This is a genomic window from Anaerobacillus sp. QJM3NY_17, assembly GCF_056173665.1.
In genome coordinates this window covers 1,038,718-1,061,373 of sequence record NZ_CM149685.1, presented here as the reverse complement: position 1 = coordinate 1,061,373, position 22,656 = coordinate 1,038,718, and the positions used below count along the sequence as shown (strand labels likewise).

The following is a 22,656-nucleotide window of genomic DNA, read 5'->3' as shown; positions in this document are numbered from 1 at the left end:
ATGCCCTATTTTTCATAACCTATTTTTCTATCACATACATTAAGAAAGGAAAATATTAGAGGGATTCATAGCATTCAAGAGGAGGCTTGGCTAAAGTATGGATCAACCGTTCTCTTCATTACGCTACCCAGAAGACTTGCTGTCTCTCATTCAACATGGTCTACCGGGAAAAAGCAGTCCAAAACACGTCATCATAATTGGAGCTGGACTGTCCGGATTAGTCGCAGGTTCATTGCTACAGAGACAAGGACATCATGTGACCATTTTAGAAGGGAATGATCGCATTGGGGGAAGGGTTTATACATTACGAGAACCCTTTACACCGGGACAATACATGGACGCCGGTGCAATGAGAATTCCAGATAATCATGCTCTTGCACATGAATACATCCGACGTTTTCAGCTCCCTACTCATTCATTTATTAATGCCACACCAGAAGACTTAATTTTCATGAACAATGTGCTAACAACGCGAGCGGAATACGAAAAAAATCCCGATATTCTCAGGTTTCCTGTAGAAGAAAGCGAGAAAGGAAAGACAGCTGCTGCTCTGTTTCTTGAAGCAACAAAGCCCTTCATCGACCTTTACAAGCAAAGTACACCTGAAGAGCAAGAAAAGCTCGTAGCGGAATACGGAGAATATTCAATGGGCGAATTTCTCCAGTACAATCCACTAGGTAAACCATTATCACTTAACGCCATTCGTTACATTGGTGTGATGCTTGGGATTGAAGGCTTTCCAGAGTTTTCTTTCACAGATATTCTAACGGACATCATCTATCCGATTTTCAGTAAAGAAATTCAGTTCTTTCAAATTGATGGTGGCAATGATCGCCTACCTTACTCATTCGCAAACGAGTTGCAAAATCAAATCTACCTTAATCAAAAAGTAATTAAGATCAAACAATCAAAGCGAGGCGTTACTGTTACAACACTCAATCCAGAAACGAATGAACGGTACCGGGTGAAAGGCGATCTCGCTATCGTTACCGTTCCTTTTTCCGTTCTTCAATTTATTGACATTGTTCCCTACAACTCCGTCTCCTTTAAAAAATGGCAGGCTATACGTGAACTCGTCAATGTTCCTGCAGTGAAAATTGGAATTGAATTTCGTCATCGCTTTTGGGAGAAAAACAACGTTGGAAATGCTATAGCGGATTTACCGACAAGATTTAGTTATGTGCCGAGTGAAGGGATTGGTTCAAAAGGACCTGCTGTCTTATTAGCAAGCTATTCCTGGGGAGAAGATGCTGTTCTGTGGGGAAGTTTACCGCATGAAGAACTGACGCGTATCTTGCTAAAGGACCTCGCCAAAATATACGGCGACGAAGTGTACACAGAATTCATCAAAGTCGTTCCTTTTAATTGGAGTCAAAACCCTTACTCTGCTGGGTGCTTCACCCTTTTTACCCCCGGTCAAGAAAACAACCTCGGTGACATTATTAAGCAGCCTGAGGGAAAGCTCCATTTTGCCGGAGAGCACACATCCTCTTTTCACGGTTGGATGGAAGGCGCCATCGAATCTGGCCTGCGGGCAGCTTATGAAGTGAACATGGATGAGTAAGCCTAATGGATCATCCGTTAAGAACCACCTTAAATAAGTCAGGTGGCTTCTTAACGGTTTTTTTGTGTACTTTTAATAAACCTAATAAATAAGGAGACTTCCCCTTCAAGCCAAGTTACTGGTAACGATTACTACATATTGTATAAATGTTGTAATTTGTCGGAATTTATTGATAATTTGTCAATTTACTGTATAATTAAAAATAGATTTGAATTTTCAGAAAATAACAAACAACTAGAGGAGCGACACAACTATGGCTGAATTTCTATCCGGTATTATTGATTTTTCAAATAACATTCTATGGAGTTATGTATTAATTGCAGGATTACTAGGAATCGGAATTTATTTTACAGTTGCTTCACGATTTGTTCAATTTCGATTTTTCGGAGAAATGTTCCGCGTATTAGGAGAAAAACCCGATTACAAAGATGACTCCAAAAACATCTCCCCTTTTAAGTCATTTTGCGTCGGTGCAGCAACGCGTATTGGAACAGGTAACTTAGCAGGTGTGGCAGTGGCCATTACGCTCGGTGGTCCTGGTGCTGTTTTCTGGATGTGGATTGTGGCACTTCTAGGTGGGGCGACTGCCTTTATTGAAAGCACACTCGCTCAGGTATATAAAGTGAAAGGGAAAAACGCGTTTCGCGGTGGACCAGCTTACTATATTGAAAAGGGCCTTAAAGCAAGATGGCTTGGCATTATCTTTGCCGTTCTAATCGCGATTACTTTCGGACTAATCTTCAATTCAGTACAAAGTAACACAATCTCACTAGCATTTGAGAATGCCTTTGGTATTAATCGTCTTGTGATCGGATTAATCATTACAGCGATTACAGGTCTTGTGATCTTCGGCGGCGTTCATCGCATCGCGAATTTATCTAGTGTGATTGTTCCTGTTATGGCGATTCTTTACATTGTTATTGCGATGATTGTTCTCATTATGAATGTAGCTGAATTACCGTCAGTTATTGCTTTAATTGTTAAGAGTGCATTCGGATTTGAACAAGCTTTAGGTGGGGCCATTGGTGCAGCCATTATGAACGGTGTGAAACGAGGACTATTCTCGAACGAAGCTGGTATGGGTAGTGCCCCGAACGCAGCGGCTACGTCAACGACTTCACACCCGGCTAAACAAGGTTTGATTCAATCATTAGGTGTATTTGTCGATACAATCTTAGTTTGTTCGTCAACAGCGTTTATCATCTTACTTGCCCCTGTTTTCCAAACGGGTGATGTAACGGGTATTGAATTGCTTCAGAACTCACTAAACAGCCACGTTGGCGGTTGGTCAGGCATCTTTATTTCAGTAGCTATCTTTCTATTTGCTTTCAGCTCAATCATCGGCTCTTACTACTATGGTGAAACTAACATTGAGTTTATTAAAGAAAGCAAGCCTGCGCTATTTATTTTCCGTCTCGCAACGATGGCATTTGTGCTTATTGGTTCCGTTTCTAGCTTAAGTCTTGTTTGGAAAATGGCCGATTTATTCATGGCATTGATGACAGTCATTAACTTAATTGCAATCGGGTTACTAGGTAAGATTGCATTCAAAGTATTGAAAGACTATGAAAATCAGCGCAAGCAAGGCAAAAACCCAGACTTCAACCCAACTAAGCTTGGCATCAAGGATGCAGATGCTTGGATCGAAGATGAGGAAGAAGATGAAGAGGAATCTAAAAAAGAAGAAGCAGTAGGTTAATAGCGAAATTTCAGAGTCCGGTGTATACACTCAGCCGGGCTCTTTACTTATGCGCCCATCACTATCTTTTCGTTAGAAATTTGAAGATTGCCCAACAGGGAGGCTTTCATAACTTCTTCACCCTTTTTTTGACATCCCCTTTTTATAGTTCCTCATTCGTTATATGATAAGAATAAGGTTAGACATCCCACTCAGTTATTTTGGTGGATAACCTTATTTAGATAATGGAATATGTTGTAAACTACGAAGAAAGGCAGGTTCTTTCTACTTATGATTACACCGATTTTCCGAATCTTTGATACTGAAAAGGCCACTGACTTTTATCGAGATTTCCTCGGCTTCAACGTTGATTGGAGGCATCGATACGAAGATAATATGCCCGAATACATTCAGGTTTCCTTCCATGACGCCCTTATTCACCTTACAGAACACCATGGAGATGCTTCTCCAGGAAGTTCAATAAGGGTGAAATTAACCAACGTCGAAGACTATCATCACACCCTTACTCAAAAAGAATACGCCTATGCCAACCCTGGCATGAAACACACTCCCTGGAAAACAATCGAAATGACCGTCACCGATCCTTTCTTAAACCGGATTACGTTCTATGAAGAGAAGTAGCTCGGAGCGGGTGCCTGTCACCTCCCGCTTCTTGTCGAACGCTGTCGGCGCGCCTTTAGTTAGTCAATTGGATCTTCTGCTTTGCCATAGCGAATAACATCGTAGATCGCCATGCCATCACTTGGTTTTCCATCATCGTTTTTATAAGGCATTAAAGAGAAAAAGACAAAATAGAAAGAAAAGTAAACAAACTGTCTAAATACGAGAGCTTTCGGTAGCACTTCTATGAGAATGAGATAATTAATAATCAGTATGAGTAAAACGTTAAAGAGGCTACCACCAAGATAAATGGCTACGTGTGCCCATGTTTGGTTGTAAGTTAACTTATCGTATTGACACCAGCCTTCCATAAAATATTTCTTCCTGACCTCTAGAGGCCCTATATCAAATAATTTCTTACCAGTTCCGATACAAAATTTAATTCTCCCACCAAAGATTCTCGCTACTAGTACGTGACCAGCTTCGTGGACCAATGTAACGATTGGCAAAATAATAAAGAAATTCACAAAAAACATCGGGATATCGCTTAACGTAAACATGTATAACCTCCATTAATTTCGGCCTATGTTAGCCCATTTTAGTAATCTTGCAAATACGCTTTTACATGATGTTGGCTCAAAATGACTTCCACAAAACTGACCATCTCTTCGTTTTTAAGGCATAAAAAAAGCCGAAAAGGAGTCGTTCTCCTTTTCGGCTTATGTCTGATGCTAATTGTCCAGATCATTGCTACCTTACATATATGTTTGTTTCTCTTTGAGTTTGGTTGTCAGTATATCAAATTGCTCAACCTGGTGATTTAAGCATGAGTATGAAGATACAAGTTGTGCACCACATCACCGAGATGAGTTTGCTGTAAAAGTCGTGCTTTAAAAGACCAAACATTTTATTTCAGTCTCAGTTATCCATTGTAACGGCACAAGTTAAAAAAATGCAAGGAAAAAGGAGAAGCCACATTCAGCTTCTCCTTCTTTCCTTACCACTCTTGATTAGTAGGACGAACTAGGATTTCATTGATCGCTACTTCAGCAGGCTCTTCAATTGCAAACACAATCGTACGTGCAATGCTGTCTGCTTTAATCGCACCGCTATATACTGCATCGATCGAGGACTTCACATCATCATCTGTGATCGTTTCAGTTAGCTCAGTGCTAACTGCACCTGGAGAAATAATCGTTGCTCGAATGTTATTTCCAACGGATTCTTCCATTCTAAGCCCTTCCGTAATGGCTCTTACAGCAAATTTCGTTGCACTGTATACAGAGCTACCTGGGGAAATCTCATGACCAGCCACGGATGAAATGTTAATAACATGCCCTTCCTTTTTCTCTCTCATATAAGGAAGAACTGCCCCAATACCGTAAAGTACACCCTTGATGTTTACATCAATCATTTTGTCCCACTCATCATACTTTTTCTTGTGTAGGAGAGAGAGTGGCATTAAACCAGCGTTATTCACAATAACATCAATCTTACCAAATGTATCATACGCATATTTGGCTAATGACTCCATCTCTTCAGAAGACGTCACGTCTGTGACCTGATAGATCGCTTCACCACCGCTCGTTTCAATTTGTTGCTTAAGCTCTTTCAAACGTTCTTCACGACGAGCAGCTAGAACAAGCTTTGCACCTTTTCCAGATAGTAGCTTCGCCGTTTCTTCACCAATTCCACTGGATGCTCCAGTAATGATAACAACTTTCTCTTGTGCCATTGGTAGAACCTCCATACATTATATTCATCAATCAGTACAATTGATATTTCACACTCTATAGGTTAAAGTGCGGTTTAACACAAATGATTTGGCTCGAGACAGGAGGTTCTAATGAATAATCACTACTCTATGAAGCAAATAACATCGAAAACCGGAATTACCGCATCAGCCCTTCGCTACTATGAAAAAGAAAAAATCTTACCTTTCATTGAACGAAATCAGAAAGGTGTAAGAAGATACAATGATCAAAACCTTGAATGGATTCACTTTATCCTAGCTCTTCGCTCAACGAATATGTCTATCGCTGAAATTAAATGGTATGTAAATCTCTATCATCAAGGGGAGGAAACGATAGAAGAAAGAAGAAAGCTTCTTCACGATCATCAGCAAAAAGTTGCAGAAGAAGTGAAGCTGCAACAAAAATATTTAAAAAGAATCTCAAAAAAAATCGCTCTATATGACGATGTTACGACGGATTTGCAGACAATTGCCTGTGAAATTCATTAAAAAAGAGAGGGATCAAAACCCTCTCTACAAAACCTTATACATCAGCAGAACCGAGCGTCATCCCCCCATCGATTACCATTTCGGTTCCTGTACAATAGGAGCTCTCGTTCGAAGCAAAAAATGCGACGGCTCTGGCAATTTCCACCGGCTGACCGATCCGACCAAGTGGTATGGACTGATAAAAATCAGGAACCCCTTCCCCTTGGGTAGCCATTTCCGTCTCAACGCCTCCGGGATGGATCATATTAACCCGAATCCCTTTTGGGCCTAACTCAATCGCCGCTGCTTTCGACATAGCGACAACAGCTGCTTTTGTGGCCGCATAGGCAGTAGATTGCCCAATCGGAGCAAAAGCTGATATTGAAACGTTGTTTACGATTGAACCTTTTTGCTGCTTTTCCATGAAAGGAACGACAGACTGCATTCCAAGGAATACTCCGAACTGGTTTACGTTAACCATTTCCTGATAATCGTCGATCGTTAAGTTGGTAAATGGTTTTCTTTTTAATATACCGGCATTATTAACGAGCGAGTCTAAGCGCCCAAATTCCTCATCAATCTCATCCATCACTGCTTCCCAATCCGCTTGCTTCGTAACATCTAATTGCACAGGGTAGGCGCTTTCCCCAATAGAACTAGCCACATCCTTTGCGCTTTCATACTGACGAGCTCCAATAACAACACGTGCTCCTAATGAAGCGAGATGCTCGGCAATGGCCTTTCCTTGCCCGCGATTACCGCCTGTAATTAAAATGACTTCGCCGTTCAACTCTGGCATTTCTCTCTCTCCTTCAGCATTTTAACTAAAGTTTACACGAAATAACTCTACAATTCATACAAAGGCACATGGAAAAAGCTACGACAGAACGAAAATCGCCCGCCATAGCTTTATGTTAGCTTCGAGAATTTTTCAAAAACCGTGGATAGCCTGAGAAAGCGATAGCTGCGCCTACGGTACCAGCTAGAAACAGGATAAGCAGATTAAACCAAACATCGCTTACTACACCGTTCTGAAGAATGATTTCCTTATACCCATCAAGCGCCCAGTATTGGGGAAATCCTTTACTGATGTTCTGCATAAATTCTGGCATCGTTTCAACTGGCATCCACAGTCCTCCGAGCAAAGCTCCGCCGAGTGCAATGATTTGCGTGAGAGCAATCCCCATGTTTTCCGTTTTCACTAGCACGGCCATCGCCATTCCCCAACACGTGACGATGAAGGAAAGGGCGAGAGATAAAATAATGATGGCAAACGGATCTCCTAACGAAAGGTCATAAACAAGAATTCCAAACCCGTACAATACCGTAATCTGAATCAAGACAATAATAACGAACGGTATCCATTTTCCAATAAAATAATGGATGATCGAAATCGGCGTACTCGCAATTCGAGCAACCATGCCCCTCTCCCTATCTTTAACAAAAGTGATGACCATCGATATCATAATATAGAAAGCAAACATGATCGTATATCCTGGAATAATTTGTGTAACCACTTCTTTATAGTTTCCGCTACCAGAGAAGATGCCGACAAACGCCACAATAAACACAATCGGTAAGATAAACGTCCAAAACCATAACCCTTTATCCTGCACTGTCTTCTTTAGTTCAGTTCTAACAATAGCCCACATGAGCATTCCTCCTTTCCTTCAGACATCACGCAGCTGAGTTCCTGTTAAATGAAAGAAAATATCTTCTAATCTCGGTTGATATAATTCCAATCTTCGAGGCTCAATCCCCTCTTCTCGAAAACGTCCAATAACTTGTTCAAGCGTAGCAAGTGGATTCTCTGACGTTAATAAGTAGCCATTTCCTTTTCTTTCAGGGTGTCCGAAAGGAGATAAGCTTTCTTCTGCAATGCCTTCTCCAGAAATGAATAGCGAAGGCTTACTATGTCTCTCAAGTAATTCAGCCAGTTCTCCGTATTCCATCAGCTTACCTTTATCGATTAAGCCGATGCTATCACACAGCTGTTCCACTTCTTCCATATAATGACTCGAATAAATAATCGTGCTTCCTTCTAACTTTAAATGATGGATAATCGAAAAAATTGAATTTCTCGATTGAGGATCAATACCGACTGTGGGTTCATCCATAATCACAATGGACGGTTTATGAAGCAAAGCACATCCAATGTTCAATCGGCGCTTCATTCCCCCAGAATAAGTAAGCACCTTATCTTTTCCCCGATCTTTCAAACCAATCTGATCAAGCACCTCATCGATCCGAGCCTGAAGATTTCTCCCTTTCAACCCATAAAGATGACCGAATAAACTCAGATTTTCTCTTGCTGTGAGGGTTTCTTCTAAACAAATTTCCTGTGGCACGTAGCCGATTTCCTTCTTGATCGCCTGCCGGTCTTTCGATACATAATGGTCATTCACCGACATTTCTCCTTCAAACTGCATTAAAATGCCCGAAAGTATTTTCATTAACGTGGATTTCCCAGCTCCATTGGGACCAACAAGACCAAAGCACGTTCCTTCCTTTATGCTAAAACTAATGTCATCTAGCGCCCGAATGGGACCGTATTGTTTACTTACGTTTATCACATCAATCATTCGCCAAACTCCCTCCTCTCAAGATCATAAAGACTACTGTCTTCTATCCAATTACAAGTACGCATCGAAATGATGAAAAGTTTCTTTTCACAGCATTTAGGCTTCTCAAGAAAATGAATCAACTTTTACTTAATATATATATAAAAGCCTCCACTTACATTCGATATCGCTATACATCTTCATTACTACTACGGAGCGGAGTAAGAAACCTCTATTAATATTGCGAAAATATCTACTATTTGAAATAATATAGTGAACAGTAAAATAATGACATTAACTATTTTATATGAAACGAGGGGTCATTCCATTGATTTACAGAAGAAAAACGTATGCTATACAACCCGAAAAGCTTAACGAGTTCAATGAGTTTTTTCATACTTACCTCTACCCTAATCAACTGAAGCATGGTGCAAAGCTCATTGGGCGATGGGTTAATGAAAGCGAAAATGAAATTACAGCCACATGGCAGTATGATAGCATCGAGCAATATAAGGAGATCGAACGTAGCATTAGACAAAGCTCTTTACATACAAAAGCACAAGAACGAAGAGCCGAATTAGGAGAACTTTACCTCGATAGCCGAGAGGAAATGCTAACTTCAACAGCTGAACCTTATACGTATCACCCGCCAAAACATATCGTGTCCGCAGCTTCTGTTATTTTAAATGAAGAGAATGAAATGCTTTTAATCAAAGGCCCGCGTAGAGGATGGGAGATGCCTGGAGGTCAGGTTGAAGAAGGAGAATCCTTGATCGATGCGGCTGTACGTGAAGCGAAGGAAGAATCCGGCGCAGATATTGAAGTCGTTAAATTCTGTGGTGTGTTCCAAAATGTGAAATCCTCGATCTCAAATAATATGTTCTTAGCCAGGTTTGTTGGCGGCGAACTCACAACTACACCCGAAAGTCTTGAAGTTGGCTTCTTTCCCATTCCTACAGCGCTCGAAATGGTAACGTGGAAAAACTTTAGACAGCGAATTGAATACTGTTTAAATGAAGCGCAGCATCCTTTTTGTGTCGCTTTTTAATAATCACTAAACCGCCACTTAATCGAGAGGCGGTTTTTATATGGGCAAAATTGGTTTACTTTCTCGTTTTAAAAGGTATTTATTTACATATGAAAAGGATGATAGATGATGCAATCCTCTTGGCGTAAAGTTTTAGAATTGCTGTTAATTGGGATTCTCTTCATTCCCATCTTGACTGTTTTGAACAATGAACCGATTTTCTCCTCAAAAAACATCTCCCTTTTTCTTGGTATTCTAACTTTCAACGTCTGCATATTTCTTTGGAGATGGTTACGTCACTAACGATCATAAATTAATCTATTTGGAGGGCTGAAAATGCTGAAGAAAAAAGTGTTATCACCTTTTAAAGAGTTTCTCGTTATGTTCTCACTGTTTGGGGTTCTTTTCGGTGGCGGATTTCTTGCCTTTTATTATTTGGGTTTTAACATTGGGTTTCCCATTGCCCTCGCTCTACTGATTCTTATCGCTTACATATCAAGGCGAGTCATTAAACAATCTGACGAAAACTTTCTAACACCAACTGATCGCAAATTCAATATGAAGAAACACCCATGGTTTGTCGGCATTCCTCTCTTTATTCTTTTTTTCGTTGGTAATTATGTTCGTTATGATGATAGCCTCATCACTGCTCTAATTATAACGCTCATTAACTTTTTCTTTAGCTTTGTGGTGGTGCTCGGCGTCTACTATTTTAAAATGAAAAATTACGGATATCGATTGAAGGATGGTCATTGGTCTAAATAACTGAAAATAGGAGTTGTAAAACCGGAAGAAATAGCTGTTTCTTTCCGGTTTTATTTTATTTCCATGGGGTATTTATGAATTGAAAACACAATTTCGACTGAATTCGATTTTATTTTACAGAAAAGGGGGTTAATGGAATCGATTACCTGAAAATTCACCTTACATTAATAAAGTAACTAATCAGATTAAAACTTCTCTCTTTACACCATACTAACGGTAGTGATAGAGTAAGTAATTGTGTTTAAAAAGCGATTAAAGGAGTCTTCTATGAACAATAAAGAAAATGGGCGTATTGATTGGCCCGTCTTTGGAATAAGCGGTGGAGTGTTAATTCTCTTCGTTATTCTTGCACTTTTTGATATTTCATTGGTAGAAAACATTGTTAGCTCAAGCTTTGCCTGGTCTGCGAGGTTTTTCGGAGGTTTTTGGCAAGTATTAATGCTAGCGACGTTCTTCGTAGGTATTGGATTGGCTTTCTCAAAATATGGAAAGATAAAACTTGGCGGTATGGACAAGCCTGAACTAAGCCTCTATAAATGGTTATCCATTATTATGGCGACGCTACTTGCGGGTGGCGGTGTGTTCTGGGCAGCGGCTGAGCCGATGTATCACTTCTTAACTGTTCCCCCTTCTCAAGATGGGAAAGGTATTGAAGCAGGTACACAGGGCGCGATTGATACGGCACTTGCACAAAGCTTCATGCATTGGGGCTTTCTCGCATGGGCAATCCTTGGAACGATCAGTGCTGTTGTTATGATGTATGGTCACTACCATAAAGGCATGCCGATGAAGCCACGTACGCTTCTCTATCCTATTTTTGGTGAAAGACTTCGCCACAGCTGGTTTGGAACGCTTATTGATGCGTTTTCTGTTATCGCAGTTGCAGCAGGAACGATTGGACCAATTGGATTCTTGGGATTACAAGCAAGCTATGGATTGCAAGAAATCTTCGGAATTCCAAATCAGTTCAGCACGCAGTTCTCGATTATTTTAGCGGTTGTCGTGGTTTCCACGATCTCAGCGGTAACTGGACTTTACAAAGGAATTCAATATTTAAGTAGCTTTAACGTTCGACTCGCTATTGGATTAATGGTGTTTATCGTCATTTTCGGACCTGGTGGCTTTATCTTTAACCACTTTATCTCTGGATTTGGTGTTTATGTCGATCAATTTGTCACAATGAGCACATTCCGTGCTGATACTGGCTGGCTTTCATTCTGGACAGTCTTCTTCTGGGGCTGGTTTATCGGATACGGTCCAATGATGGCCATTCTTGTGAGTCGTATTTCAAGAGGACGTACGATCCGCGACATCATTATTGCCGTTTCTATTTTTGCACCAGTTATTTCAACGTTCTGGTTCACGGTACTTGGCGGATCAGGGATTTTCTTTGAAATTTCTAACCCAGGTTCCATTTCAGAAGCATTGAATGCTGCTGGTAACCCAGCGGCGATGTTTGCCATTACAGAACAATTCCCACTTGCAAGCATTGTTTCACCACTGTTCTTGATTCTAACGATTCTTTTCGTTGTCACAACAAGTGATTCTATGTCTTATACGATTGCGATGGCCGTTACAGGCGAAGGCGATCCACAAAGATGGCTTCGCGTATTCTGGGCTATTCTTATGGGAACTGTTGCCGTTATCCTACTCATTACTGGAGACAGCGGTATTACACAGCTACAGAACTTCATTGTTGTAACAGCTGTTCCCGTCTCTCTCATTCTCCTGCCGATGGTTTGGCTCGCTCCTAAAGTAGCCAGAGAAATGGCGAGAGATCAGAACATCATAAAATAAGAGAAGAATTGAGAAGGCGCACTATCTTACGATAGTGCGCCTTTTTGGTGTTGTGGTGCCTGTCACCGCCCGCTTTAGCTCGAATAAAGTCGAAATATATGCGGTGAAATTGGGTATCCTAAGAGCTGAGTTATGATATTTAAGGAGGATATGACTATGCTTGAAGGTAAATGTGCGTTAATTACTGGTTCTGGTCAAGGTATTGGACTAGAGATTGCAACAGAGTTTGCGAAGGCCGGAGCGAAAGTGATGTTAAATGATATTAACGAGGACACGCTTAAAGAGTCCGTTGAAAGTTTAACGTCTCAAGGGTTTACCGTTGAAGGTGTCGTAGCTAACGTTGCGAAAGAAGAAGATGTGAAGAATGCGATTGATGAAACAGTTAAGAAGTTTGGTCGCATCGATATTCTCGTGAACAATGCTGGCATCCAGCATGTTGCCCCTATCGAAGAATTCCCTAGTGAGAAATATAGCTTAATTCTTGATATTATGCTCAAAGGACCTTTTTACGGTATCAAGCATGCCTTCCCTATAATGAAGGAACAGGGATATGGCCGCATTCTTAATATGGCTTCGATTAATGGGCTAATTGGTTTTGCTGGTAAAGCTGGCTACAATAGCGCGAAGCACGGCGTGATAGGGTTAACGAAGGTTGCAGCCCTTGAAGGCGCTGATTATGGGGTTACTGTTAATGCGATCTGTCCTGGGTACGTTGATACACCACTCGTTCAGAATCAGCTTGAGGATCTTGCCAAAACTCGTAACATCGAGAAAGAGAAAGCTCTTGAGCAAGTGATTTATCCACTCGTCCCTCAGAAGCGGTTAATTCAAGTTCAAGAAGTAGCCGACTATTCGATTTTTCTAGTGAGTGAAAAAGCGAAGAGCATTACAGGTCAAGCAGCTGTTATTGATGGTGGATATACAGCACAATAAAATATCGCAAAAACCCCCCGGTCTCCTTTTTTGATAAGGAGACCGGGGGTTTTCACTTTTTACATTTGAGACAATTAGTTAACACCCATCATTGCAAGGAAGATAATCGCAATGGTCGCTATCATCGGGATGATCAACCCAACGACAAATACGTCTTTGTAAGAGTCTTTATGTGTTAGTCCAGTAACAGTGAACAATGTTAACAGTGCACCGTTATGCGGGAGAATCGACGCTCCTGAAGCTACTGCCGTGATCCGGTGGAAAGCTTCTAAGCTAAGATTGTTATTAATCGCAATATCGTAATATTCCGGCCCGAGGGCTTCAAGTGCGATTCCCATACCACCAGAAGCTGATCCAGTAATCATGGCCAGGAGCTGTACTGCAAAGGCCTCTGAGAAATACGGACTGAGTGGAATAGCGAAAATGAGGTCTTTCACTGCTTCAAACCCAGGTGATGCTGTCACGACAGAGCCGAAACCAACAGCAGCACTTGTATTAATCGTCGCCATAACGGAACCAGATGCGCCTCCGTTGATCGCTTTTATAAATTGCTTGTAATTTTTAATATTAAAGAGCATGATGAGTAGAATTCCGATACCTAACGCAACGAGAATACTTAAGTTTTCAAAAGCGTTTAATGTTACAACTACAGCAATTAACGGAATAACGGAAAGAATCCAGTTTGGAAGCTCATCTTCGTTAATGCTTTTTACTTCGTTCGAGCCCTTAGGCTCTGTAAATTCCTCACCATTTTTCGTGAGTTGTTTCTCGCGGAACTTCAGATAGAAATAACCGCCAACTGCCATAATTAAGCCAGCTACAATCCCAAGAATAGGCGCGGCCATTGTAGACGTTTTGAACGTATTAATTGGGATAATGTTTTGGATCTGCGGCGTTCCTGGGAGTGCTGTCATCGTAAACGTAAATGCCCCAAGAACGAATGTAGATGGAAGTAATTTACGTGAGACGTTTGCCTGACGGAACATCGCTACGGCTAGTGGGTAAACGGCGAATACAACAACGAAAAGACTTACGCCTCCGTATGTAAGAATGGCTGCTGAGATAAGCATACCGAGAATCGCACGTTTCTCACCAATCAAGTTTGAAATTTTATAAGCAACAGACTGTGCTGCTCCTGTGTCCTCCATTAATTTCCCAAAAATGGCACCAAATAAGAAAATCGGGAAATATGCTTTCGCAAAATCAACGAAGCCCTGCATGTATGTTCCAGTGTAGGCTTCGAGAATGTTCATACCGCTCAAAATTGCTACAATACCTGATACCAACGGGGCGATCCAAATAATCGACCATCCGAGGTAAGCTAAGAGCATCAAAAGAGCGAGCCCTACAAGAATACTAATCATAGCTGATTTGCCTCCTCAAAAATCTTCTGTCTGTTTTACTATGTCCAATCCAGGCAAATCTAAATCGACATAAGCCGACTTGCGCGTGCCTGTCACCACCCGCATTTACTCGAATTCACTCGAATGATGTTACCCGTTAATTTTCAATGTAAAACGCTATTTATCACTTTTATCTCCTATTCAACGAAATTCAAAAAAGTAAAAAATATCGAAACATTCCCGCTTTCTTTAGTAATAACCATTGACACTGGATCGATGCTAGAAGTTGATAATCTGGCCGACTTAAAGAACATTTTTCTTGATCAAGGCTGGACTTGGTTAACGGCTCTTAACATGATGTTATTTTCCTTGCTTCACTATCCATGTGGCACAACGTTGATTAACATTTATAAAGAAACAAAAAGCTGCAAATGGACGTTTGTTGCCTTCATCATTCCAACCGTTATTGCGCTAGGCGTTACATTTGCTGTTGCTCAATTAGTAAGAGGAATGGGATGGGTTTAGAGAACTCGGCGAATCAAAAAGCATGCCCATCGCAGGCATGCTTTTTCCTATTCATCCGTTATGAACTCGCTATATTCTTTCTCTCTACATAAGAAAGCTGCTTTTTCACAAAGTAAACTAGTAGGCCGACGATCAAACAGAACGACAGCAGACAAACCCCAGTCATGAGTGGAGCCACTTTAAAAGCGTAGAGAAACATGTCAATTTCATAAATATCTTTCGAAGCGACGACTGTGCCTGGCGTGAAAATGAGATGGCTTTTCCAATCTGACAGAGTCGATAATTGACTTGCCGTCCAGGAGGTAGCCCAGTACGAATACCCAAAGACAGTAACGAGACAAAGCATCGAGTAAAGTTTTAAGAAACCCCTTTTTTTCACACCATCACCTCTATGATTTTATACTGTATTTATTCGATGACTAAGGTGAATATTCCTGTATTTTCCTGAAATTGGTGTGCTCGTACAAAGCGTTTCCCTTCAATTCAAGAAAACACCTATTTCCAAATTGGAAATAGGTGTTTCAAACGCTCTATTCTTCTGGAAGTAGAACAATCTTGCCTAATTTACCCGCCTTTTTAAAATATACCTGCGCATCTCTCGCCTTTTCTAACGGAAAAGTTCGATCTATAACGGGTTTGATTTTACCTTCCGCTATCGCTTCAAGCATGCGTTTGAATTCGTCTCTCTTCCCAAGAACAGAGCCGTAAAGAGTAATGTGCTTTAAGTACATTGTTCTAAAATCAAGTTCTGTCTTCTGGCCACCAGCTGATCCTGATGTACAAAACTTGCCGCCTTTCTTTAATACTTGAAGCGACGTTGCAAACAGAGCGTCTCCTACTACGTCTAATACCGAATCAATCGGACCACCGTTTGCTTCGATGATTTCTTCAGCGAGCTGCTTCGATTTATAGGAAAGCACATGAGTGGCACCGAGTTCTTTAAGCTGATCTTCTAGGGCAAGGTCGCCAACGATCGCAATCACCTTAGCTCCGAATACGCGAGAAGCGATTTGAACATTGAGCGATCCAACGCCACCGTTCGCCCCAGTTACCATGATCGTTTCACCTGGCTTGGCTTGAATTTGTTCAACCATGTGCCAGGCCGTCATTCCACTTACAGAGAAAACAGCGCTTTCTGTAAAGTCTGGAAGAGGCATATCAAAGCATAATTCCGCCGGCCAAACGACGTATTCAGCATAGCCACCGTCGTATTCAGAGCCAATGAATGACATATCTTCAGAAATATGCTCCAATCCTTCTTCTCCACTAGAGGTAAATGGAAAAAGCACAACATCTTTTCCGATCATCTTCTCGTTATGTTCATTGCCGGCTTTTATGATTGTTCCGGTAATATCAGACCCTGGCGTTCTTGGAAACTGAACTCCTTCTGGACGCCATCCAGATTTCTTACCTGTTCCATAAGCTCCTTCTCTCATCCAAATTTCCGTGTTATTGATGGCGCATGCTTTCACCTTAACGAGCACCTCATCCGCTTTTGGTTCAGGTATCGCTTGCTCCACCACCTCTAATTGATCCACATCACCGTACCCCATTACTTGAACTGCTTTCATTCATTTATTTCCTCCATTCAGCAGAGGGCGGTGCCTGTCACCACCCGATATTTGTCACATTATGTCTTGTTGGATATTTTATCAGTTTCTTTCTCAAGATAGTAGTAATAGGGTGATTCATTTGATTGAGAAAGTAGGTAGTCCGTATGAGAAATGAACACATTGTTCAGCAAACCGTTCAGCGTGCTCAGGAAAAGAAAGCGAACAAAGGCGATGACCATCAGCTTCACTGGTGGCAATTAACGCTCATTGGAATAGGCTCTATTATCGGAGCTGGATTTTTTCTTGGTACCGGTCTATCCATTGAACGAGCAGGTCCTTCTGTTCTTATCGACTACTTAATTGCCGGTGTTATCGCCTTTCTCGTGTTTAGCGCACTCGCTGAGATGTCTGTCCATGACAAAGAGACGGGTTCTTTTAGAAAGTATGCTCAAATGGCTTTCGGTCATTCAATGGGATTCATGAGCGGATGGATGTACTGGGTGTCAGGCTTGCTCATTATGGCGAGTGAAATTACAGCGCTAGGGCTTTTCACCCAGTATTGGTTCCCGTCTGCACCGCTCTGGCTATTGATGATCCTCTATACAGCACTTGGGATAGGGATTAATCTCTTAGGGGTGAACAATTTCAGTACGCTAGAATCACTGTTTGCTGTAGTAAAACTAGCCACACTCATCGGATTTATTGGCTTTAGCTTACTCTTTTTATTTGATGTAGTTGCACCAGCGTCCTCTGTTCAAACCGACACAGTGAAGATGATCTCCCTTTTTCCAAACGGCTTAATGGGTACATGGTCTGCGATGATCTTCGTTCTTTTCTCATTTGGTGGGATTGCGGTCGTAGGGTTAATGTCGAGCGAGCTTAAACATAAAGATGAAACACCCAAAGCCGGACTCGCTACCGTTGTGATTCTGACCGTTCTTTATTTGTTATCGATTTTCTTTATTCTCTATATGGTTTCATGGACGGTGATTAGCGAAGAGGAAAGCCCATTCGTCACCGCCCTTTCGCAGTTTCAAATTCCTTTTATCGGATCGATATTTACGATCATTTTAATCACCGCAGCTTTTTCCACTATGGTTGGAGCCTTATTTTCCATTACGAAGGTGCTTGTCTCTCTTAGTCACGCTGGAGATGCTCCTAAATTACTTGATCAACACACGAAAAAGGGCGTTGCCACACGGGCATTGGCCTTGAATGCTATCGCACTCGGCATCATGATTTTCGTATCTTACGTGTTACCCGATAAAGTGTATGAATACTTAACAACAGCAGCAGGGATTATGTTGATTCTAAACTGGGTGGTCATCCTCTCTTCCCAAATCAAAAACCGCCGTCATTACATTGAAACACCAACGAAGAAAAGATACTTTAAAATGATTGGAGCGCCCTTCACCTCTATTCTCGGCATTGTTCTCATCTTCATCGTCATAGCTGGGGCTGCTTTTCAAGAAAGTGAACGGATAGGGCTATTTATTAGCATTGGGATAATGGCGATTATTTTCATTTCGTATTTTTTTGTGAGAAAGAAGACACGATCTACTCGCGAATGAAGGCATCACAAAACAAAAAAAGCCCTCCGTCGAAAATAACAGAGGGCTCTCTTCCTAAATTAATAGAGCTTCCCATGACGATAAAGAATATTCGAAAGCTTCATCACGGTGTGAATATAACAATTCTGTCTAAGGGCAAATGGATCACTAAAGAACTGCGGATAAATTTCGTCCATCGTTTCCTTCATTTTCTTAAAGAGAAGCGAGAATACTTCTTCCTCACTGTAGAACTGTGTTTCTCTTCCTTGGAGCCATTCAAAATACGAAACAATAACACCGCCGGCATTCGCCAAGATATCTGGAATAACGAGCACACCATCTTCACTAAGCTTTCGGTCGGCACCAAGCGTAATCGGACCATTCGCTCCTTCTACGATCATACGCGCTTTCACTTTATCGACGTTGTCTTCATGGATTTGGTCTTCAAGTGCAGCTAAAATCAGAATATCTGTATCAAGATAAAGCACATCCTCCCGATCTTGAATGTCAGCTTTAATATTATTTTGGCTCAACGCTTCATCCGTTGTCGGCAAATCTCCATCATGATTAGAAGTGAACTCAATAAGCGCCTTCACATCAAGTCCATCTTCATTATAAAGCGTAACGTTACGATCACTTACCGCTACAACTTTAGTATCTAAATAGTTACAGCTGTAGGATTCAAGTGCCGCAACAGACCCAACGTTACCGAACCCCTGGATACCAATCGTGAGAGGGCGTTTCGAATGCTCAAGCGCCGTCTTCGCAAATCGGTTCTCATTTTTCTTAAACCACTCTTCATTCTCCTTCACAAAATTATGAAGCATGTAACGAAGCGTATAGTAAACCCCTTTTCCAGTCGCTTCTCTTCGACCAAGCGACCCACCGTTCACCTGACTTTTTCCAGTAAAGCTTCCGCGATAAGGACGACCTTGATGAATGTTTTTGTATTCGCCCATCATCCAGTCCATTTCTCGTTCACCTGTTCCCACATCTGGCGCAGGGATATCTTTATCCGGACCTAATATATCGCAAAAATTTTGAACGTACGTTTTCGAAATCGTATGTAATTCTTTTTCAGAGAATTCACGAGGATTGATCACTACGCCGCCTTTTCCTCCACCAAATGGTACATCGTGAAGCGCATTCTTAAGCGTCATCAGCGTCGCGAGGTTAATCACTTCATCCTCTTCAACTGTTTCATGGAATCGAATACCACCTTTATACGGGCCGACAGCATTATTATGCTGTACGCGGAAAGCGGGAATTCGTAAAATCTTGCCGTTCTCAAGAGGAACGCGAAGAAATGATTTTTGAATTTGGTTCGGTGTAGAGAGAATCGATTCAAGCGACTTGAACGCATTCTCACGATCTTCGTCCTTGAAATTTGGTAAAAACGATTCATCTTCGAGTAGTGCATTTAATGATTCTTGAACAACTTCTCCATATTTACTAGCCAATTTCATCCCTCCATTATTTTCTAGTCTATTAATATCGTACCCTTTTGAAACTAGTTCAAACGGGCTGGATGAAAAGGCTTACTAATTTTTTTAACACAATCAAAATTCCACCGTACTACCTAGCAACGCTTGATAAAAAAAAGCCTGGCATGAGGCGGAAAACGCTCATGCCAGGCTTGGAATTTAAAGATCTGATTCTTTTAACGTTGATCAGCCGGAAAGACGACTCCGATTTGCTTACGTGCTTCATCCATGACTTCCACTGACCGAAGAGAATTTTCGTGTGAATTAATCGAAGACTCCAGTTGACCAGACTGAATGAGCTCAATAAACTCCTTCGCTTCATACATCATCGTATGAGACTGGGTCTGTGTAAGATCTTCAATTGATCCATCCCGATAGTGGATTTTCACATCAAGAGGTGAACCTATTTTATCGATTAGAATGCTACCATTCTCTCCTTGAATTTCGGATGGAAGATGAGAATCTGTGATTTTGGAGTACATGATCACCGCTTCTTTGTCTTCATATCTAAGCAAAATACTACCCTCTCCATCAACGCCAGACTCGAGCATAACGCCTTCTGCTTTAATCGACTTTGGCATTCCTAACATTGAGACAACGGGGTACACACCATACACGCCGATATCCATCAGTGAACCATTGGAGAATTTCGGGTTAAAGGCATTTAACACCGTTCCTTCTTTATAAGCATCATAGCGAGATGAATACTGACCGTAATTCGCCACAAATCGGCGTACCTGTCCAATCTTATGCAAGTTCTCTCGCACCATTTGCATATTTGGCATAACAGTGGACTTCATTGCTTCCATTAGAAGAACCCCGTTCCGAGAAGCAGCCTCAACCATCTGTGTAACCTCGCGCTTATTTGACGCCATCGGCTTCTCACAAAGCACGTGCTTCCCAGCATTCATGAAAATAACCGACTGCTCTGCATGAAGCGAATTCGGACTCGCGATATAGACCGCGTCGATCACATCGCTGTTAGCCATCTCCTCGAGACTCGTAAACGTCGCTTCTGCCCCATGCTTCTCAGCAAAAGCCTGCGCCTTCTCTTCTGTTCTAGAGTAAACCGCCGTTAGCTTAAATTCGCTAAGCTCATTTGCCCCCGCGAGAAAATTATCCGTAATCTTATTCGTGCCAACCACACCAAAACGTACCATCGTATTCCTCCTATTTTGTTCGGCAGGTGAAAGCACCGCCCGCCTTACGCCGAAATGTGTCACATTATGTAATTAGATTTAGTTTAACGCTGTCCGTAGATCGTTTCAATGGTAATGAATGAATGAATCAAACAAACGCAATGCTGCATAAGCATTGCGTTTGTTTATTCGCTTTCTTCTATTTCCCTTTCATACCTAGCATACATCGTTTCCAGTGTCCTCAAGCTACTATCAAACGTACCATGAAGGTTACCGTATTGAATTTGCGCTAAATCTCGAGTTAAAAAATTCGCATCCTTTAGCTCTTCTACACTTTCTTCAATCGCAAGACAGTTCTCAATAGAAAGGCGCAATTGTTTCTTAACATCGGCGGAATACGTCTCTTCAAAAGACAAATCGATTAATACGTTTCTCGCTTGCTTGACATCAAAAGCTACATTATCAAGATCCTCTTTCGTCATGACGACCGCCTTCTCACTCAAAAGCCATTCTTGGTCGTACATCTGCAAAATATATTGAAGACGATCCATTGTTAGATCATCCCCTGAACCTTCAGCATACTTCTTGCTTAATCCATTCATTTTCTCGGTATAATCTTCTACAAGATAAGGATCCGGGCTGTAGGAGATTGATCGATGCAAACTAAGAGAAGAATAAGGGTAAAACCAGGTGATGATAGCGAAGAAAAGCACAAGAGCGCCAATGAGAGATAAGATCGCAAGCTTCATTTTACGTGACATTACGAGTGACAGGCACCACCCGAATCCCCTCGAACGCTGTCGAATCAAATCAAGCGCACCCCAAGCTGCTGCTCTAGCCATTTCGGTACAGCGAACCTAGCTGTCATTAATGGATCCACTACCTGACAGACTTCCACTTGACCAACGGCACTCATCAGCATTGTTGCTTCCCCAATGGACATGCCTGTTTTTTCAGCAACCCTCTCAACCATTAGCTCTGTCGCAAGCTTCACGGCATCATCAAGCGTTTCGGCCGAGGCAATCTGTGTCACAACCTCTTTGTTTTCTAACATTGGTTGAACCAGTGGCTCTCCCTCTAACACTTCAAGCTTAACGGTCGCTCTTCCAGGCACTTCAATGCCCGATACACTGACTTCTCCGTCCCCCATCGCTGCGTGGAAATCACCTAATCCAAACAGTGCTCCTTCCGCAAATACTGGGAAATACAGCACGGCTCCTTCTGTTACCATCTTGTTATCCATGTTTCCACCGTGAGGCCCAGGGGTGCCGCATGAAATGCCTTCTCCTTCAGGCGCAACTCCAATCACTCCGATCATCGGATTGAGCGGAATCATAAGGCCATTGAAGTGGGCTACGCCATCTTGAATAGGAATAATCTTAGACTCCATCTCTTTCAAACGGTGCCCCATAATACCAAGCTCCGGTCCAACGACCATAACACCCTGATCTCCAATCTCGAGCTTTTCAATCGTCACCTTTAACACATCTCCAGGTTTTGCTTCATTCACATAGATTGGCCCAGTCGCTGGATTCACTCGGTTCCAATCAATCCCGCTAATCTCATCTTCTTCGGTTTGAAGCTGATTTTCAAAGCAGTCATACGTTACAATTTCTATCGTCGCGCCTGATGGAACAACTTTTACTGGCTTATGAGACTTATTAAAATCATAAATAACAGAATCGTTCATAAGTAAATCCATTTAGCATTCCTCCAACTGTTTCATTATTAAGATAATTTTAACAGTTTGAAACCGTCCTTGACTACTTTATTCGCTTAACTCCTAAGTACTCTTCAAATAACTAGTTCTGTGAAAATAGTCTCGAAACCGCAAGTTTATTCGGTCATTCGCAGGTCACTATCTTATTACGACTAGTTATTTAATCCCGATTTTC

21 protein-coding genes and 2 pseudogenes are annotated in these 22,656 nt (G+C 41.7%); 11 read left to right on the top strand and 12 right to left on the bottom strand.

Features of this window, described 5'->3' with window-relative positions:
* The first annotated feature begins 97 nt into the window (after positions 1 to 97).
* The 3 genes from AC0VYV_RS05700 to AC0VYV_RS05690 all read left to right on the top strand — a co-directional run bounded on the left by AC0VYV_RS05700 (position 98) and on the right by AC0VYV_RS05690 (position 3,884).
* A complete protein-coding gene (locus tag AC0VYV_RS05700) occupies positions 98 to 1,564 on the top strand; it encodes a flavin monoamine oxidase family protein (protein ID WP_475366812.1) in 1,467 nt (488 codons plus the stop codon).
* Positions 1,565 to 1,817: 253 nt separating this feature from the next.
* Positions 1,818 to 3,263: an alanine/glycine:cation symporter family protein gene (locus tag AC0VYV_RS05695; protein WP_475366811.1), complete on the top strand. Its 1,446-nt coding sequence runs from the start codon at positions 1,818 to 1,820 to the stop codon at positions 3,261 to 3,263.
* Positions 3,264 to 3,533: 270 nt separating this feature from the next.
* Positions 3,534 to 3,884, top strand: coding sequence for a glyoxalase superfamily protein (locus AC0VYV_RS05690; protein WP_430244579.1), 351 nt, complete (start codon positions 3,534 to 3,536; stop codon positions 3,882 to 3,884).
* Positions 3,885 to 3,943: 59 nt separating this feature from the next.
* Here the strand turns inward: AC0VYV_RS05690 and AC0VYV_RS05685 are convergent, their stop codons facing one another.
* Positions 3,944 to 4,423, bottom strand: coding sequence for a site-2 protease family protein (locus AC0VYV_RS05685; protein WP_475366810.1), 480 nt, complete (start codon positions 4,421 to 4,423; stop codon positions 3,944 to 3,946).
* Between the two features lie 437 nt (positions 4,424 to 4,860).
* Positions 4,861 to 5,598, bottom strand: a complete 738-nt coding sequence (locus AC0VYV_RS05680) for an SDR family oxidoreductase (RefSeq protein WP_475366809.1) — start codon at positions 5,596 to 5,598, stop codon at positions 4,861 to 4,863.
* Between the two features lie 111 nt (positions 5,599 to 5,709).
* Here AC0VYV_RS05680 and AC0VYV_RS05675 point away from each other — a divergent pair, with 111 nt between their 5' ends.
* Positions 5,710 to 6,105, top strand: a complete 396-nt coding sequence (locus AC0VYV_RS05675; RefSeq protein WP_430244587.1) for a MerR family transcriptional regulator — start codon at positions 5,710 to 5,712, stop codon at positions 6,103 to 6,105.
* A gap of 34 nt (positions 6,106 to 6,139) precedes the next feature.
* On the opposite strand, the gene AC0VYV_RS05670 is transcribed toward AC0VYV_RS05675, so the two are convergent.
* From AC0VYV_RS05670 to AC0VYV_RS05660, 3 genes are all read right to left on the bottom strand, one after another.
* Complete coding sequence (locus AC0VYV_RS05670; RefSeq protein ID WP_430244590.1) at positions 6,140 to 6,883, bottom strand: SDR family NAD(P)-dependent oxidoreductase; 744 nt, start codon at positions 6,881 to 6,883, stop codon at positions 6,140 to 6,142.
* A gap of 115 nt (positions 6,884 to 6,998) precedes the next feature.
* Positions 6,999 to 7,736: an ABC transporter permease gene (locus AC0VYV_RS05665; protein WP_475374561.1), complete on the bottom strand. Its 738-nt coding sequence runs from the start codon at positions 7,734 to 7,736 to the stop codon at positions 6,999 to 7,001.
* Between the two features lie 18 nt (positions 7,737 to 7,754).
* Positions 7,755 to 8,666, bottom strand: coding sequence for an ABC transporter ATP-binding protein (locus tag AC0VYV_RS05660; RefSeq protein ID WP_475366808.1), 912 nt, complete (start codon positions 8,664 to 8,666; stop codon positions 7,755 to 7,757).
* Between the two features lie 286 nt (positions 8,667 to 8,952).
* Between AC0VYV_RS05660 and AC0VYV_RS05655 the strand changes: the two are divergent.
* The 5 genes and pseudogenes from AC0VYV_RS05655 to AC0VYV_RS05635 form a co-directional block, all read left to right on the top strand.
* Positions 8,953 to 9,183: pseudogene (locus AC0VYV_RS05655) on the top strand (NIPSNAP family protein); the annotation flags it as partial.
* Positions 9,184 to 9,255: 72 nt separating this feature from the next.
* A complete protein-coding gene (locus AC0VYV_RS05650) occupies positions 9,256 to 9,693 on the top strand; it encodes an NUDIX hydrolase (protein WP_475367462.1) in 438 nt (145 codons plus the stop codon).
* Positions 9,694 to 10,008: 315 nt separating this feature from the next.
* On the top strand, positions 10,009 to 10,437 hold the full coding sequence (locus tag AC0VYV_RS05645; RefSeq protein ID WP_430244599.1) for a hypothetical protein: 429 nt from the start codon (positions 10,009 to 10,011) through the stop codon (positions 10,435 to 10,437).
* A gap of 267 nt (positions 10,438 to 10,704) precedes the next feature.
* The gene (locus tag AC0VYV_RS05640; protein ID WP_475366806.1) at positions 10,705 to 12,234 is read left to right on the top strand and encodes a BCCT family transporter; all 1,530 of its coding nucleotides are present in this window, start codon (positions 10,705 to 10,707) and stop codon (positions 12,232 to 12,234) included.
* 156 nt (positions 12,235 to 12,390) lie between these two features.
* Positions 12,391 to 13,167, top strand: coding sequence for a 3-hydroxybutyrate dehydrogenase (locus AC0VYV_RS05635; RefSeq protein WP_430244605.1), 777 nt, complete (start codon positions 12,391 to 12,393; stop codon positions 13,165 to 13,167).
* Positions 13,168 to 13,241: 74 nt separating this feature from the next.
* Here the strand turns inward: AC0VYV_RS05635 and AC0VYV_RS05630 are convergent, their stop codons facing one another.
* Positions 13,242 to 14,531 (bottom strand): GntP family permease, encoded by a 1,290-nt coding sequence (locus AC0VYV_RS05630; RefSeq protein ID WP_194220599.1) that lies wholly within the window; start codon positions 14,529 to 14,531, stop codon positions 13,242 to 13,244.
* Positions 14,532 to 14,804: 273 nt separating this feature from the next.
* Between AC0VYV_RS05630 and AC0VYV_RS05625 the strand changes: the two are divergent.
* A pseudogene (locus AC0VYV_RS05625) lies at positions 14,805 to 15,035 on the top strand (nucleoside recognition domain-containing protein); the annotation flags it as partial.
* 58 nt (positions 15,036 to 15,093) lie between these two features.
* Here the strand turns inward: AC0VYV_RS05625 and AC0VYV_RS05620 are convergent.
* Complete coding sequence (locus tag AC0VYV_RS05620) at positions 15,094 to 15,414, bottom strand: DUF4306 domain-containing protein (RefSeq protein ID WP_475366804.1); 321 nt, start codon at positions 15,412 to 15,414, stop codon at positions 15,094 to 15,096.
* A gap of 151 nt (positions 15,415 to 15,565) precedes the next feature.
* Positions 15,566 to 16,606, bottom strand: a complete 1,041-nt coding sequence (locus AC0VYV_RS05615) for a zinc-binding dehydrogenase (RefSeq protein ID WP_475366803.1) — start codon at positions 16,604 to 16,606, stop codon at positions 15,566 to 15,568.
* 146 nt (positions 16,607 to 16,752) lie between these two features.
* Between AC0VYV_RS05615 and AC0VYV_RS05610 the strand changes: the two genes are divergently transcribed.
* Positions 16,753 to 18,159 (top strand): amino acid permease, encoded by a 1,407-nt coding sequence (locus tag AC0VYV_RS05610; protein ID WP_475374560.1) that lies wholly within the window; start codon positions 16,753 to 16,755, stop codon positions 18,157 to 18,159.
* A gap of 59 nt (positions 18,160 to 18,218) precedes the next feature.
* On the opposite strand, the gene AC0VYV_RS05605 is transcribed toward AC0VYV_RS05610, so the two are convergent.
* The 4 genes from AC0VYV_RS05605 to AC0VYV_RS05590 all read right to left on the bottom strand — a co-directional run bounded on the left by AC0VYV_RS05605 (position 18,219) and on the right by AC0VYV_RS05590 (position 22,463).
* Positions 18,219 to 19,598, bottom strand: coding sequence for a Glu/Leu/Phe/Val family dehydrogenase (locus AC0VYV_RS05605; RefSeq protein WP_475366801.1), 1,380 nt, complete (start codon positions 19,596 to 19,598; stop codon positions 18,219 to 18,221).
* Between the two features lie 200 nt (positions 19,599 to 19,798).
* Positions 19,799 to 20,782, bottom strand: coding sequence for a Gfo/Idh/MocA family protein (locus AC0VYV_RS05600; protein WP_475374559.1), 984 nt, complete (start codon positions 20,780 to 20,782; stop codon positions 19,799 to 19,801).
* 164 nt (positions 20,783 to 20,946) lie between these two features.
* The gene (locus AC0VYV_RS05595) at positions 20,947 to 21,570 is read right to left on the bottom strand and encodes a hypothetical protein (protein ID WP_475373413.1); all 624 of its coding nucleotides are present in this window, start codon (positions 21,568 to 21,570) and stop codon (positions 20,947 to 20,949) included.
* On the bottom strand, positions 21,567 to 22,463 hold the full coding sequence (locus tag AC0VYV_RS05590; RefSeq protein ID WP_475374558.1) for an acetamidase/formamidase family protein: 897 nt from the start codon (positions 22,461 to 22,463) through the stop codon (positions 21,567 to 21,569). The genes AC0VYV_RS05595 and AC0VYV_RS05590 overlap by 4 nt, the downstream gene beginning before the upstream one ends.
* Between the last annotated feature and the right edge of the window lie 193 nt (positions 22,464 to 22,656).